The organism is Pseudomonas sp. GW821-FHT09D08, from assembly GCF_059416305.1.
On sequence record NZ_JBWKOX010000001.1, the window covers coordinates 133,308 to 147,303 of the forward strand.

At 63.6% G+C, this 13,996-nt stretch carries 15 protein-coding genes; 6 read left to right on the forward strand and 9 right to left on the reverse strand.

Going from position 1 to position 13,996, the window contains the following annotated elements:
* Positions 1–159: 159 nt before the first annotated feature.
* From AC07OP_RS00505 to AC07OP_RS00530, 6 genes are all read left to right on the forward strand, one after another.
* Positions 160–987 (forward strand): AraC family transcriptional regulator, encoded by an 828-nt coding sequence (locus AC07OP_RS00505; RefSeq protein ID WP_495101469.1) that lies wholly within the window; start codon positions 160–162, stop codon positions 985–987.
* 146 nt (positions 988–1,133) lie between these two features.
* A complete protein-coding gene (locus tag AC07OP_RS00510; RefSeq protein WP_495101470.1) occupies positions 1,134–1,880 on the forward strand; it encodes a response regulator in 747 nt (248 codons plus the stop codon).
* Positions 1,877–2,953 carry an ATP-binding protein gene (locus AC07OP_RS00515; protein ID WP_065927442.1) on the forward strand — a complete coding sequence of 359 codons (1,077 nt, stop codon included), beginning with the start codon at positions 1,877–1,879 and terminating at the stop codon, positions 2,951–2,953. Before AC07OP_RS00510 ends, AC07OP_RS00515 begins: the two co-directional genes overlap by 4 nt.
* Before the next feature lie 24 nt (positions 2,954–2,977).
* Complete coding sequence (locus AC07OP_RS00520; RefSeq protein ID WP_065941636.1) at positions 2,978–3,178, forward strand: hypothetical protein; 201 nt, start codon at positions 2,978–2,980, stop codon at positions 3,176–3,178.
* 19 nt (positions 3,179–3,197) lie between these two features.
* Positions 3,198–3,596, forward strand: coding sequence for a hypothetical protein (locus tag AC07OP_RS00525; protein WP_065927440.1), 399 nt, complete (start codon positions 3,198–3,200; stop codon positions 3,594–3,596).
* Positions 3,569–4,489, forward strand: coding sequence for an ABC transporter six-transmembrane domain-containing protein (locus tag AC07OP_RS00530; RefSeq protein ID WP_495101471.1), 921 nt, complete (start codon positions 3,569–3,571; stop codon positions 4,487–4,489). The genes AC07OP_RS00525 and AC07OP_RS00530 overlap by 28 nt, the downstream gene beginning before the upstream one ends.
* 12 nt (positions 4,490–4,501) lie before the next feature.
* On the opposite strand, the gene AC07OP_RS00535 is transcribed toward AC07OP_RS00530, so the two are convergent.
* The 9 genes from AC07OP_RS00535 to AC07OP_RS00575 all read right to left on the reverse strand — a co-directional run bounded on the left by AC07OP_RS00535 (position 4,502) and on the right by AC07OP_RS00575 (position 13,969).
* Positions 4,502–5,443, reverse strand: a complete 942-nt coding sequence (locus tag AC07OP_RS00535; protein ID WP_495101472.1) for a helix-turn-helix domain-containing protein — start codon at positions 5,441–5,443, stop codon at positions 4,502–4,504.
* 77 nt (positions 5,444–5,520) lie between these two features.
* Entirely contained in the window at positions 5,521–6,300 is a 780-nt protein-coding gene (locus AC07OP_RS00540) for a 2-keto-4-pentenoate hydratase (RefSeq protein ID WP_065941640.1), read from the reverse strand.
* A complete protein-coding gene (locus AC07OP_RS00545) occupies positions 6,297–7,904 on the reverse strand; it encodes a bifunctional 3-(3-hydroxy-phenyl)propionate/3-hydroxycinnamic acid hydroxylase (RefSeq protein ID WP_495101473.1) in 1,608 nt (535 codons plus the stop codon). The genes AC07OP_RS00540 and AC07OP_RS00545 overlap by 4 nt, the downstream gene beginning before the upstream one ends.
* A gap of 63 nt (positions 7,905–7,967) precedes the next feature.
* Positions 7,968–8,570: an amino acid synthesis family protein gene (locus tag AC07OP_RS00550; protein WP_027606677.1), complete on the reverse strand. Its 603-nt coding sequence runs from the start codon at positions 8,568–8,570 to the stop codon at positions 7,968–7,970.
* Between the two features lie 10 nt (positions 8,571–8,580).
* Complete coding sequence (locus AC07OP_RS00555) at positions 8,581–9,039, reverse strand: VOC family protein (RefSeq protein ID WP_012724261.1); 459 nt, start codon at positions 9,037–9,039, stop codon at positions 8,581–8,583.
* Between the two features lie 11 nt (positions 9,040–9,050).
* Complete coding sequence (locus AC07OP_RS00560) at positions 9,051–10,091, reverse strand: WD40/YVTN/BNR-like repeat-containing protein (RefSeq protein ID WP_065927435.1); 1,041 nt, start codon at positions 10,089–10,091, stop codon at positions 9,051–9,053.
* A gap of 12 nt (positions 10,092–10,103) precedes the next feature.
* Complete coding sequence (locus tag AC07OP_RS00565) at positions 10,104–10,898, reverse strand: SDR family NAD(P)-dependent oxidoreductase (RefSeq protein ID WP_027606679.1); 795 nt, start codon at positions 10,896–10,898, stop codon at positions 10,104–10,106.
* 27 nt (positions 10,899–10,925) lie between these two features.
* Positions 10,926–12,416, reverse strand: coding sequence for an aldehyde dehydrogenase family protein (locus AC07OP_RS00570; protein WP_405125800.1), 1,491 nt, complete (start codon positions 12,414–12,416; stop codon positions 10,926–10,928).
* 11 nt (positions 12,417–12,427) lie between these two features.
* The gene (locus AC07OP_RS00575) at positions 12,428–13,969 is read right to left on the reverse strand and encodes an acetolactate synthase large subunit (protein ID WP_495101474.1); all 1,542 of its coding nucleotides are present in this window, start codon (positions 13,967–13,969) and stop codon (positions 12,428–12,430) included.
* Positions 13,970–13,996: the final 27 nt, after the last annotated feature.

Genomic DNA, 13,996 nt, shown 5'->3' on the forward strand with positions numbered 1-13,996 from the left:
GCTGCGGTAGGCGCAGCTCCACGCTGTCGAGATCGAGTATCGGGCGGGGGATGGCGGCGGTATTGTAAATTTCGGACATGCCGTTCAGTCGGGCATGACGATAGTTGGCGCGATTAATGCGTTGATTTTTCCCTGGCGCTGCCTGCCCAAGGAACAACCATGATCAAACCGAGTGTGCCGACTCCCCGGCTCCACACCGCGAACGAACAACCCTGGTTCGTGCTCAACTCTTCACGCTATTCAGTGATGCCGTCCGCGCACCCGGCAATCTCGCATTTCTATGCCTTCGATGTGGCGCAATCGAACAACCTGCTGGCCGTGCCGGATGGCTGCGTGGATATCCTGTTCGACTGTGATGCGACGCGACCGACTGCGCGCATCTGCGGCACCCCGCTGGTGGCCCAGGCGGTCGAGCTGCACCAGCACCACCACTATTTCGGCGTGCGCTTTTCGCCGGGTGTGATTCCCGGTTTCGTCAATGTACTGGCCGAAGAATTGACCGAGCGGGAGCTCGATCTGCTGGAAGTCTCCGAGTTCGCCCAACGCCTCTTCGAAAGCATCGTCCAGGCCCCGTTGCTGGGCGACCAGATGCGGCTGTTCAACGACTACCTGACCCCGCGCCTGATGGGCAAGACGTCGCGACTCACCGCCATGATCATCCAGCAGGCGCTGCACCATCGCGGTGATATCCGCATCCAGCAACTCGAAGACCTCAGCGGCTACACCAGCCGCACCCTGCACCGCCAGTTCAACCAGGACACCGGCATGTCACCCAAGGCGTTTTGCCGGATCATCCGCTGCCAGGCGGCCCTGGACACCCTCAATACCCAGCACGATGTATCGTTTTCGCAGTTGGCCCTCGACCTGGGGTTTTCCGACCAATCCCACTTCCTGCGCGACTTCAAGAAACTGGTCAGCACCACCCCCTGCGACTACCAGCGCACCATGACGCAAAACGCCTACACCGACAGGATCAGCTACGCCTGATCACGCTGTTTGCGAATAAACCCGCGTCTCCATCGTTTCTCCATAAAACCTCCCATGAAAGCGCATGCTCGTGGTGCACAGTAGCCTTCGTCGCCCCATGGTAATTCGCCATACTGCGATGACCGAACAGCACGACCGAGCCGACCATGACTGAATCACACCCTGTATCGACACCGACGGACCTCGCGGCCCCACGCCAGGCGTTGGTACTGATCGCCGAAGACGAGCCGGAAATCGCCGACATCCTCGCGGCCTATCTCAAGCGCAGCGGCTTCCAGACCGCCCATGCCCTGGATGGGCGCCGTGCCCTTGAACTGCATCAATCCCTCAAGCCCGACCTGGTGCTGCTGGACGTGCTGATGCCGAAGCTGGATGGCTGGATGGTCCTGGCCGAGATCCGCCACCGGGGCACCACACCGGTGATCATGCTGACCGCCCAGGACCAGGACATGGACAAACTCATGGGCCTGCGCATCGGTGCCGACGACTACATCGTCAAGCCGTTCAACCCCGCCGAGGTCGTCGCCAGGACCCAGGCGGTGCTGCGTCGCTCCCTCGATCATGGCTACGGCGCCCGCCAGCGCGTGCTGCGGGTGAATGCCTTTGAAATCGACATCGACAGCCATGAAGTCAGCGTGCAGATCGGTGCCCACACGCACAGGCTCAACCTGACGGTGACCGAGTTCAGATTGTTGGCGCAACTGGCCAAGGCCCCAAAGCGCGTATTCAGTCGCGCCGAGTTGCTGGCCCTGTGTTCGCCCGAGAGCGACAGCCTGGAGCGCACCGTCGACAGCCACATCAGCAAGTTGCGGCGCAAAATCGAAGACCTCGGCCTCCAGGGCGTACCGGCCAGCATTCGTGGGGTCGGCTACCGGTTCGGGAGCCAGCCGTGAAGACCGCCAACAGTTTGAGCCGGCAGATCATCGTGTCGATGTCCGCCGTGGTGCTCTGCGTGATAGCCCTGGCCGTGGTCGGCTCCTACGTGTTTTACGCGTTGCTCTGGACGTTCTGGCCGCCGTCGGATCTGGACGTGGACGAATGGCTGCCCACCGGCATGGAGTGGGCCTGGATGGCGCTGATCACCTGCATCAGCCTGGCGGTGGGCGCCGTGGTGGCGATCAAACTGTCCCGGCGCATTCTGATGCCCTTGAACTCGGTCGCAGCCAGCCTTCGCCGGCTCGCCGATGGTGACCTCGATGCCCGGGCGACGGCGTCCGACCGCTCACTGGCAGAGGCCACCTTGCTGGTGGATGACTTCAACAGCATGGCCCAACGCTTGAAACGCATGGCGCAAGAGCAGTCGTTCTGGAACGCCGCGATTGCACATGAACTGCGCACCCCGCTGACCATCCTGCGCGGCCGCCTGCAAGGGTTGGCGGAAGGCGTGTTCACCCCGGACCAGGCGCAGTTCTACAGCCTGCTGAGCCAGGTCGAAGGCCTGACGCGCCTGATCGAGGACTTGCGGGTCGTGGGCCTGGCGGACAACGGCTACCTCGAAGTGCAGATCCAGAGTGCCGACCTGGCCGAGGAGATCAAGGCCGACGCCTGCCTGTTCGAACCGGGCCTGCAGGCCTGCGGGTTCGTGCTGCACCTGGACCTGCTCGAACGGCCTGTGCAGTGTGATCCGGCGCGGATTCGCCAAGCCTTGCTGGCCATGCTCGACAACCTGAAACGCCATGCAACCCCCGGCAACGTCACGGTGCGCCTGGGCAACCAGGATGGCCTGAATACCTTGAGTGTCGCGGACGAAGGCCCCGGGATCGCAGAAGCGTTTGCAACGCACATCTTTGAGCCGTTCCAGCGCGGCGAAAGCTCGCGCTCCCGCGCCCAGGGCGGCAGCGGCCTGGGGCTCGCCGTCGTACGCGCGATTGCCCTATCCCATGGAGGTCGCGCGACCTGCCGGAACCTCGACAACGGCGGCACCTTGTTCGAGCTGAGCTGGCCCGACCAGTTGGTCGCCATCTAACCCCAACCGCCCCCAGGTGAAGGCATGCGCCTCTGTATTTTCAGGGTCAATCGGTACCGCCACTTTGCCTTGCTCGACGCACAAGGACGCTGCATTGCTTTCAAGAGCTGCGAAGGGATTCCACAGAACGGCGAATGGGTGCAAGTCAACGAAGTCAACCTGGCCTGGTTGAATCGCGCGCTGCCTGCGCGCGCCATGACCAGGCCACACACCCGCCTCTTGTAGTCAGCCTGGAATTGCCTGTATGCCTTTCAACTATCGTGATCGAAACGTGATTGACGTGGCACTGCTTGAAGACTCGGTACGGCTCTATAGCGCCAAGCTCAAGCGGTTGCAGCGCTTCTGGATTCCCCTGCAGAAACAGGCGCCACGCCTGGTGTTGTCACTGTGGGTCCTGGGGGTTGTCGCATCGCTGTTCAGCCAGTCCTATTACCACTGGTTATTTACCGCGCCGGCGATTTGCCTGCTGATTACCCTGGAAATCGTGATCGAAGAAGTGCAGATCGACTTGTTACTGATGACCGAGGAAACGCGCTATCTGCTCGACATCACCCGCGGTCTTTATACCGGGACCCTGAGTTCCCGCCCCCCTACTTTGCGTAAACCAGGTGGCCCATGCCCTCCGTCACACCTCCACTACTGATCGAGCAGAGCCGCAAAATCGGTCAACAATCCGCCAGCCAGACACTCAAGGCGATCGCCAAGGCCTACCCCGGCAAATTGTCCGGCACCCTGTCGCTGGTGGCGCTGGAAAACGCGCTGCTGCTGGCCTACCCGTTGTTTGCGGGGTTTGCCGTCGACGCGATTATCCGTGGTGACACCGGCAATGCCCTGCTCTACGCCGCCGTGGTCCTCGGATTCTGGGTGGTGGGCGCCGCCCGACGGGCCCTGGACACCCGCACCTTTACGCGTATCTACGCCGACCTTGCCGTGCCGGTGATTCTTAACCAGCGCCTGCAACGCCACAGCACCTCAACGTCCGCCGCGCGGGTGGTGCTGGCACGGGAGTTCGTCGATTTCTTCGAAAAACACGTGCCCACCATTGCGACGGCGCTGGTCTCGATCATCGGTGCGGCGGCCATGTTGCTGGTAATCGAACCCTGGGTCGGCCTGGCGTGCCTGGTGGCGCTGGGCCTGTGCCTGGTGGTGGTGCCTGGCTTTGCACGGCGCAACCAGCGCTTGCATGAGCTGCTGAACAACCGCCTGGAAAAGGAAATCAGCCTGGTGGAAAAGGTCGGCGCCCCCACGCTGCGCCGCCACTATCAGGTGCTGTCGCGGCTGCGTATCGGGCTGTCGGACCGTGAGGCGGTTGCCTTCCTCACCATCGGCATCCTTGCGGCCCTGCTGTTCGTGGTCGCCATCAGCCAGTTGGCACTGGCGCCCGCGGTGAAGGCCGGCCATATCTATGCGGTGATGACGTACCTGTGGACGTTCGTCAGTTGCCTGGATGAAGCCCCCAGCGTGGTCGACCAATTGGCCCGGCTCAAGGACATCGGCAAACGCGTGGACCCGGGACTGGATGACACGGCGGCCTGACCCCTCGTCTATTCAGCCGATCGCCCGCCGGGTGTGCGAAGGCGACTCGCCAAACAACTCGCGGTAATGGGCGGCAAAGTGGCTCAGGTGGAAAAAGCCCATCGCCACCGCCACATCACCGACGTTCTGGCTGCAGGCCGGCGTTGTAATCAGGCGTCGGCGCACCGCATTCAGGCGCAGGTTGCGCAGGTACTCCAGCGGACGCATGCCGGTCACCGCCTGGAAACTGTTCTGCAGGGTGCGCCGGCTGACCCGCAGGTGTTCGCACAGGTCGAGGATGCTCAGCGGGGTATCGCCGCTGGCATCAATCAACTCCTGGCAACGCTTGACCAGGTACGCACTCACGGCGAAATTGCCACGCCGACAACGCACTTCGTCGGTGGCATTGCTGAACAGGTCGAGAAAGGCGCCAAGCAGCTCGTCTTCGAGCATCTTTTCGGCGCAGGCACTGATAGGGTCCGTCTGTTGCAATAGGTGACGAAACAGCGGGTAGATACGCTGGCGTATCCGCAACAGTAACGCGTCATCCACGCAAATCTGGGAACGGGTGGTGACGCGCTTGAGTTGGTCGCTGGACAATTCGAAAGCGGCGAGTTTGGCAAAACGTACGGTGTCGACGTTAAGCGCGAAGAAATGCGTGCCTTCGGGCGCATGCAGCACAAACTCCTCGCCATCGCGCAACAGCACCACGTTGTGCGCGCCCACCTGCTGCCCCTGTACCACCGGTGCACTGCCCAACGACATGGCCACGCACAGTCGTCCTTTAGGCGCAAAGCCACGCTGCACCACGCGCTTGTCCAGCACTTCCTGGAAGATCTGAAAGCGCTCGGCAGACAATTGGCACAGCCCACTGGTCAGGCAGCCACGCCCCAGTTGGTCATACACCTGCTGCCAGCCCTGGATGGAACCGGCGTGCAGTTGAGGGTCATTGAAGGTTCGAACTTCGGCAAGCATGGTGGTCGTTCCTCGGGGGCCCCGTTGTTGTCATCGGCCTGAAGGGGACTGGAGTCATCCTTGACGGCAGCTAGGGCTCACACTGCGGCAGTGTCCGCAGTGAAAAGCAAAGCCAGTTCCGTGCCAAACATCTGCAGGCGGTAGGTGCAGGGCTGGATATTCATCGGCGCCAACAGCGCGCCAGACAGCACCACCTGCCCGGCCTCCACCGGTTGACCATCGGCCAGCAGCCGGCGTATCAGCCAGCACAGATTGGCCAGCGGTGGATCTTCCCGGCCCTGGGTTTCTCCTTCGCCGCAGATCGCGCCTGCGCATTCCAGGCGGAACGCCACGTTGGCATGTTCAACAGGGTCGAAAACGGTTCTGGGTCCCAGGCAATACAAGCCCGCCGCCGCGTTGTCGGCCAGAAAGGCCCCTACCCCGAACGTCCACTCCTGCCAACGGCAGTCGGCAATCTCGAACGCGGGTGCCACCTCGGCAATTGCGGCCAGGATCTCCTCATCGCTGTAGTCACCTGGCGCCAGGCTGCGACCCAGCACAATCGCCACTTCGACTTCCAGCTTGGGCTGGATCAACCGTGAAAGCGCCACCGCCGTGTTCGACGGCACGCGCATCTGATCGGTCAGGCCGCCATACACCGGTTCGTCAATGCCGAAGCGCCGTTGCGCGGCGCTGCCGGCGAAGGCGATTTTCCAACCGCTGAACTGTTCGCCCGCCGCCAGGCGCGCATCCAGCGCCTGGCGTTGCAGTGCGTAGCCGCCGCGCAGGTCCAACGCCTCGGGGGCCAGTGGCGCAATCGCTTGCACCGTACGCGTGGCCTGGTCTAACTGGCTCAATACGCCCGTATCGATGCTCATGACAGTTGCCCCGCTAACTTGCGTAATACCGCGTCAAGCCGCTCCGGCGTGGTGATGGCGGCAACAAACCGGTCCGGACGCACCACAACGATGCAATCGCGCACCCTGGAGAACCATTCGCCGAGGCGGTTATCCACGTCCTCCACGCTGATGGCGTCCGTGGCCGTCAAGGGCTGGTGGCGGCCCAGGCCGCTGCGCGAGCGATTGACCTGGATAAAGCGCGTGTCCCAGCGCGCCCAGAACCTTGCCATGTCTTCGCTCAGTGGCTCACGGGGATTGACCCGGTAACCCAGCACCGCATAGGAATTGCCCAGCACGTCATCCAGGCGCCGACGCTGGCCCTGGGCGTCTTCGATAAACGGCTGCACAAACAGCTGGCCCACCAGGTCGTCTTCACGCAGTTCGGCACGTTCGTGATAGACCAGCCCTTTGGTGAGGGTGGCCTTGGGTTTGAATTTGAACTCCAGCAGGTGCGAACGCAGGTTATCGACGCTGTTCACCGCCTGGAACAACCAGTCGCGCACGCCGGCCATCAACGGGTTGGTCAGCCCCAGTACCGTGCCCATATTGTCGGCCAGGGCGACCAGTTCGGTGGCGTGTCCGCGACGTTCCTGGTCGTAGCTGGCAAGGATCCCATGGGCCGCACGCCCCTGGATGATCGCGGCCAGTTTCCAGGCCACGTTGGCCACGTCGCGCAACCCGGAATTAAGGCCCTGCCCGGCCCAGGGTGGCGATATATGCGCGGCATCGCCGACCAGTGCCACACGCCCCTGGACAAATCGCGCCGCCACACGCGAATGGTGGGTGTAGGCGCGGATACGGATGATATTCAGCGCGTCCACGGCGTCGCCGATATGCCCACGGATCAGGTCGCGGATGGTGTTCTCGTCACACATCTTCGCCTCGTCCTCGCCCTCCATCAGCATGAACTCCCAGCGCCGCTGCTGGTACGGCAGGTAGATGCACACGAAGGGCCGCTGCGGGTCGGCGTGCAGGGCGGTGTAAGGCGCGTCCAGGGTGTCATTGGCGGTATCGACCACCACCCATTTGCGCGCATGGGTCAACCCCAGCAGTTCGACGCCGAGCTTTTTGCGTACGGTGGAGCGTCCGCCGTCGGCGCCGATCACGTAATCGGCGCGCAGCTGATAGACCTCGCCCTGGGCATCGCGCACCTGCAAGGTCACGCCCTCCCCATCCTGTTCCAGCTCCAGCATTTCATGGCCCTGGCGCAACACCACAGTGCTGCGCTGCCCCAGGGTTTCGCGCAGCGTGCCTTCGAGCAACTGCTGCATGAAGATGTTGCGCATCGGCCAGCCGTACTGCGCGGCACTTGGCTTGACCTCGGCAAAACACACGCCCCGCGCGTTGTAATAACGCAGCGGCACATCGCAGATCATGTCACGCACTGCCAATTCGGCGATGCCGATCGCCTGCAACACGCGCAGCGCTTCATCATCCATGCCCACCGCGCGTGGGTAAGGCAGTATGCAGTCGGCAAGCTCAAGGACGACGCAGTCGATACCGTACATCCCCATATAGTGCGCGGCCGTGATCCCATTGGGCCCGCCCCCGACAATCACAACCTGGGTCTTCTCCTGCTTCATCGCTGTTCACCGCTTTCTTGTTGTGGTTTTAAACCGGCGTTACCAAGGCCCGCACGCGTGTCATCAGTGCAGCCCGTCAACGCCCTGGATGTCTTCGGCACGCAGGCCACCCAGCCGTGCGTGCAGGCGCCCGCGCGTGGCGAAGGCCCAGATCACGATGACTTCGTCCGGCGCGGGGCCGTCGCCGAACATCAGCGACATGCTGTCGTAGTGGGAACGTACGTAGAGCGCATCCTTGTGCGCCAGGGGGACGTCAATGGTCGAACCCGGGCCGCCGCGCTTGCCGGTGGAAGGCACCCACGACTTGCCACCGCCCAGTGCGACGCGAATCGGATCGGCCGCCGGGTTGGTCAGGAACGCGTTGCCGTGCTCGTATTCGCCCGCGCTGCCCACCAGGATCGCCTTACCATAGCTGACAATCTCATGGGCACCGGCCAGTGCCTGTATGCGCCGGCCGAACTCTTCGCCCAACAGCGGCGATGGGTCGACCAGTTCGGCGAGCGACTCGCTGTAGCGACCGGCATAGGGGTTGGCGATCACGGCGGCGATCGCGTACTTGAACAGGGGCTCGCCATCGGCCAGTTGGCCGGTTTCGTTGGCCAGGGTTTCTTCGACAAAGCTGTACCATTTGCGGATGTGATACGTAGCAAAATTCGCGGTTTTCATCAGGGTTGCCTCAAAGTGGGTCGAGTGGATCCAGGTTGAAATGTCGGCTCGGCGCGCCGGCGGCCTTGAACCGGGCCTTGCCGCGCGCATCGTCGTGTTCGGTCTCGAGGAAGAACTCCATGCGATTGCCGTCGGGGTCGTTGAAATACACGCCATGGCCGATCTCGTGATCGGTGATCTTCACCACCTCGACGCCCTTGCCCAGCAACATGCCGTAGAGCTGGCGCAGGGTGGTCATGTCCCCGGCGATTTCCAGGCCGTAGTGCTGCAGGCCCAACCCGCCTTGATGGGCGCCGGGGTCGGCGCGAATCAGGGCGATGTCGTGGTGCTTACCGCCAAATGCCATCATGACCCAGCTCTCGCCCCGGGCACTTTCGTGCATGCCCAGGATGTCGGCGTACCAGCGTGCCGACACGTCAGGGTCACTGACCCACAGCGATAAGTGAGTCCGCAGGATCTCGATCTTCATGGCGTTATCCCTCAGTGCTTTTTGACGATGGATTGATGCCCGGACTTGATCTGCGCAACCGCAGGCGTCCAGAGCACATCAGCGATCTCGCTGAATTCCCGCCAATGCTTCTGCCAGCCGTCACCGCCATTGTCGGAGGTGAACAAATGCCCGTACTTGGTGCCCGCCACGATCTGTCGCGGGTTGGCCGGGTTGAAGGCAATCGCCCAGACACAGGAGTTGGGCTGCTGTGGCAGCGGCAGCACGTTCCAAGTGAGTGCGGCATCACGGGACACCAGGATCTTGCTGGTGGTGCCGGGGGTGCCATCGGAAATACTCAGGTACAGCTCGTTCTGCGTGCCCAGCGGCGCGTTCATGGCGCGGATGTAGTACAGGCCGAAGGCTTCGCGACCGATGATGCCGGTCCAGGTCAGCCCCTCGTCCAGGCTGCGGTACACCGCATTGACGCAGACCACCACGATGACTTTCTCGCCGTGGTTGGGCAGTACCAGGATGTTGTGGACGTCGGAGTTGTAGTCCCACAGCAGCCGGTCGTCGACGCGGGTCCAACTGTCGCCGCCGTCACGGGAATGGAACAGCCCGCCCTCCTCCAGGCCGAACCACAGCTGGTTGCGGTCGGTGGGGTCATAGGCGAAGGCCAGCAGGCGTGGGCGGCTGACGCCGTCGCAGAACTCGGGGATTTCCACCGGGGCGCGATCCCAGCTCAGGCCGGCGTCGAGGCTGCGCCACAACACGGCGCGTGACGGTGCACCGGTGCCGACGAAGATCCGTTTGGCGTCCTGGGGGTCGACGGCGACTTTCCACACCGTCTCGCCGTTGAACGGCGAATCGACCCGCCGCCAATGGCCGCCGGTGTCGTGGCTGACGCACAAGCCCACATCCGTGCCGGCGTAGATCACCTCGGGCGCGTCGGGGTGCAGGCTCAACGACCGGGTAATAGCATCGAACTCAAGGTCTTGCCCCAGGCCGAGGCGATGCCAGGTACGGCCATCGTCGGCACTGCGGATCACCGCTTGCCCGACGGTGGCGACCAAAAGGGTTCCGTTACTCATCACAGATGCTCCTCAGATATAGATGCCACGGGTCAAGCCACCGTCGATGCCGATGGATTCGCCCGTCACTGCGCCGGCTTTTGGCGATGCCAGGAAGCCGATCAGCCAGCCCATTTCAATCGGTGCGAGGGTGCGGCGAATCGGTGTCGCGTCGATGTAGGCCTGCTCGACCTGCTGCGCGGTCTTGCCTTGCTTGACGGCTTCGCGGTCGTACAGCTCCTGGATATGCGGGGTGTCCACCACGCCCGGGTGGATCAGGTTGACCGTGATCCCCGACGGGCCCAACTGGTCGGACAGGGTCTTGGTCATGTGCGCGATGGCCAGGTTGCGCATGCCCGAAAGCACTTTGCTGCTGCGCCCGGTGAGGCCGCCGATGTTGATGATGCGACCGAAGCCGGCCGCCTTCATGTGCGGGGTCACGGCCTTGGCGCAGCGGAAGTAGCCGATCACCTTGGTGTTGAGGTCCGACAGCAGCTCATCGTCGCCGGCGTGTTCGATGTCATTGCGCACCACGCCGGACGGCGCCGCAGCACCGTTGACCAGGATGTCGATGCGGCCGAAATGCTTGTGCGCCGCCTCGACCATCTCCGACACGGCCTTCATGTCATTGGTGTCGCAGAACAGCGGCAGTACTTCATTGCCGGTCTGTGCACTGATCTCTTCGGCCGCCAGTTGCAGGAACGCCATGCGCCGCGCGCAGATCACCACCTTGCAGCCTTCCTCGGAGAGAAAACGTGCGACTTCCTTGCCGATGCCCATACCGCCACCGGTGACAATGGCCACGCGGCCTTTCAATTCCAGATCCATAGCAATTACCTCGTGTGATTATTCAGTTCAGGCCAGATCGACAAACACGCTTTTGGTCTCGGTGTAGGCATCGATCACGTTCTTGCCCATTTCCCGGCCCCAGCCGGATTGTTTGTAGCCACCGAACGGTGAAGAGGGATCGACCACGTTCCAACAGTTGATCCAGACCGAGCCGGCCTTGAGCTGTGCCGCCACGCGGTGCGCCGAACGCAGGTCGCGGGTCCACAGGCCGGCGGCGAGGCCATACGGCGAATCGTTGGCGCGCAGCACCAGGTCGTCGATGTCGGTCCAGCTCATGACGGTCAGTACCGGGCCGAAGATTTCTTCGCGGGCCACGCAGGCGCGCTCGGCACGGTCGAGGAACACGCTCGGTTGAATGAAGTGCCCACGCTCCAGGTGCGCGGGGCGCTCGCCGCCACAGATCAGTTCGGCACCCTCCTCCCGGCCCCGCTGCAGGTAACCCTTGACGGTGTTCAACTGCCGCGCGGACACCAGCGGCCCCATGCTGTTGGCCGGGTCCAGGCCATTACCCAGCACATAGGCGGCGGCATGGCGCTGCAATTCTTCGAGCACCTGGTCGAGCACACTGGCGTGCACATACAGGCGTGAACCCGCCGTGCACACCTGGCCCTGGTTGTAGAAAATCCCATCGGCGGCCCCCTTGGCGGCGCGCACGATGTCGGCGTCGGGCAGGATGATGTTCGGCGACTTGCCGCCCAGTTCCAGCGAGACCTTTTTCATGTTGCGGGTAGCCGCCTGGGCGATCAGCCGCCCAACCTGGGTCGAGCCGGTAAAGGCGATCTTGTCCACGTCGGGGTGCTGTGCCAGTGGTGCACCCGTGTCGGCGCCCAGGCCGGTGATCAGGTTGACGACGCCGGCGGGGAAACCTGCGGCCTCGATCAGTTGCACCAGGCGGATCGCGACCAGCGGGGTCTGCTCGGCGGGCTTGAGCACCGCCACGCAACCGGTGGCCAACGCCGGGCCGAGCTTCCACACGCACATGGTCAACGGGAAGTTCCACGGCACGATCAGCGCGCAGACCCCCACCGGTTCGCGCAACGTATAGTTGAGCATCGGCGCGCCGCTGGCCGGGGATACGGGCAGCGTGCTGCCTTCGATCTTGGTGGGCCAGCCGGCGAAGTAGCGAATGATGTTTGCCGCGCTGGCCGCCTCACCGCGCGCGTTGGCGATAGGCTTGCCGTTCTCCAGGGTGATCAGTTGCGCCAGCTCCTCGCGGTGCTGGTCCAACAGATCGGCTAGGCGAAACAGCAACAGGCCGCGCTGCGCCGGTGACTGCAAGGCCCACGTGCCGGTAAAGGCTGCGCGGGCGGCCGCGACGGCCGCATTCACATCGCGTTCATCGCCTTGGGCGACTTCGGCCAGGGTCTGTTCGGTAGCCGGGTTTTCCACGGCAAAGCGACGACCGCCGGCGGCGTCCTGCCAGGTGCCGCCGATAAACAGGCGACCGGGCTGCGCCAGGAATGCCTGGACGGCAGGTAATAATTCGGGCTGATGCATAGTCGACTCCTTCACAGCGCCATTTCGATCAGGCAAGGGCCACGGTCGGCCTTGGCATTGGCCAGGGCCCGTTGCAGTTCGGCATTGGTCTTGACCGTGCAGGCCGGTACTCCGTAGCCCTTGGCCAGGGCCTTCCAGTCGATACGCGGGTTGTCGAGCACGGTCAGGCGCAGGGCCTGGGGGTCCATTTCGGTCATGCCGAAACGGCGCAGTTCGTTCTGCAAAATCGCGTAGCGATGGTTGGCGGCAATCAGGATCACCACCGGCAACTGCTCGCGGGCGATGCTCCACAGGGTCTGGATGGTGTACTGGGCGCTGCCGTCGGATTGCAGGCAAAACACGCTATTGCCGCGTTCCGCCAAGGCGGCACCGAACCCCACCGGAATCCCCTGGCCGATCGCGCCACCGGTATTGGTCAATACCCGATGCCGCGCGGCGCGGGCGGAGGCGGTAAAGAACGGGTAGCCGCAGGTGCCGCCCTCGACCGAGACAATGCTGTCGTGGGGCAGTGACGCGGCCAGCACTTGGCCAATGGACTGCGGTGTCAGTTCGGCATGGCCGGGCGGCAGTTCGATCCCCTCCGGCGTCGGCACGTAGGCCGGTGCAGCCAGGGCATCGGCCAGCGCCGTCAACGCGCCGGCGACATCGTCACCGACCTCGGCCAGGCTCAGCAGGCGCTCACGCTCGGCGAGGCGCGACGGGATGCCTTCGTAGCCAAAATAACTGATGGGCTCCGGCACGCCCGCACAGATGACCAGGTCGTACTGCTCAAGGATTTCAATCGCCACTTCCGGGAAATACGGCAGGCGATCCAGGTCGGGCAAGCCACCGCCACGGTAGCTCAGGCGCGGAAAGGTCTCGGCAAACAGGCGTACGCCGGGCAGTTGCGCCAGGCGTCCCGCCGCTTCCAGGCCGGCGACCGACAAGCCCTCATCGCCGACGATAAACACCAGCCGCTTGCCGTCACGCAATGCCTGCGCCACGGTTTCGACCCGGTCACCGGCAAACCGACGAACCGGTGCGCGCAGAGGGGCGAATACACCGTTATGGGTCACTGCGTGGGCCTGCAGGTCCATGGGCAGGATCAGGCTGGCGATCTGGCCTTTGGCCTGCCAGGCCGCACGCACGGCTTCCTGCAGATCCTCACCGATACCGGCAGCGGTGCGCGAGGTGCGCACCCAACCGGAAACGGCACCGGCCAGGGCCTGGATGTCGCTGGCCAAGGGCGGATCGTAGTTGACATGCCAGGAGGCGTGATCGCCGATGACGTTGACGATCGGCGTATTGGCCCGACGCGCGTTGTGCAGGTTGGCGATGCCATTGGCAAAGCCCGGCCCCAGGTGGGTCAGGGTCATGGCCGGCTTGCCGGCGATCCGGCCATAGCCGTCCGCAGCCCCCGTGCAGACCCCTTCGAACAGCGACAACACCGGCTTGAGAGCAGGTGCGCTGGCCATGGCGGCCACCAGGGGAATCTCGGTGGTCCCGGGGTTGGCGAAGCAGTACTCGATACCGCTTGCCGCTGCCGCATTCACTATCAGTTGCGCACCATTCATTTTCAGCCCTCTTGCTTGAGCGTTTGC

Bases quoted from the DNA above. Each gene is read 5' to 3' on its own strand.
- AC07OP_RS00505 (WP_495101469.1), top strand. From the start codon at position 160: ATGATCAAACCGAGTGTGCCGACTCCCCGGCTCCACACCGCGAACGAA.
- AC07OP_RS00510 (WP_495101470.1), top strand. From the start codon at position 1,134: ATGACTGAATCACACCCTGTATCGACACCGACGGACCTCGCGGCCCCA.
- AC07OP_RS00520 (WP_065941636.1), top strand. From the start codon at position 2,978: ATGCGCCTCTGTATTTTCAGGGTCAATCGGTACCGCCACTTTGCCTTG.
- AC07OP_RS00525 (WP_065927440.1), top strand. From the start codon at position 3,198: ATGCCTTTCAACTATCGTGATCGAAACGTGATTGACGTGGCACTGCTT.
- AC07OP_RS00530 (WP_495101471.1), top strand. From the start codon at position 3,569: ATGCCCTCCGTCACACCTCCACTACTGATCGAGCAGAGCCGCAAAATC.
- AC07OP_RS00535 (WP_495101472.1), bottom strand. From the start codon at position 5,443: ATGCTTGCCGAAGTTCGAACCTTCAATGACCCTCAACTGCACGCCGGT.
- AC07OP_RS00540 (WP_065941640.1), bottom strand. From the start codon at position 6,300: ATGAGCATCGATACGGGCGTATTGAGCCAGTTAGACCAGGCCACGCGT.
- AC07OP_RS00545 (WP_495101473.1), bottom strand. From the start codon at position 7,904: ATGAAGCAGGAGAAGACCCAGGTTGTGATTGTCGGGGGCGGGCCCAAT.
- AC07OP_RS00550 (WP_027606677.1), bottom strand. From the start codon at position 8,570: ATGAAAACCGCGAATTTTGCTACGTATCACATCCGCAAATGGTACAGC.
- AC07OP_RS00555 (WP_012724261.1), bottom strand. From the start codon at position 9,039: ATGAAGATCGAGATCCTGCGGACTCACTTATCGCTGTGGGTCAGTGAC.
- AC07OP_RS00560 (WP_065927435.1), bottom strand. From the start codon at position 10,091: ATGAGTAACGGAACCCTTTTGGTCGCCACCGTCGGGCAAGCGGTGATC.
- AC07OP_RS00565 (WP_027606679.1), bottom strand. From the start codon at position 10,898: ATGGATCTGGAATTGAAAGGCCGCGTGGCCATTGTCACCGGTGGCGGT.
- AC07OP_RS00570 (WP_405125800.1), bottom strand. From the start codon at position 12,416: ATGCATCAGCCCGAATTATTACCTGCCGTCCAGGCATTCCTGGCGCAG.
- AC07OP_RS00575 (WP_495101474.1), bottom strand. From the start codon at position 13,969: ATGAATGGTGCGCAACTGATAGTGAATGCGGCAGCGGCAAGCGGTATC.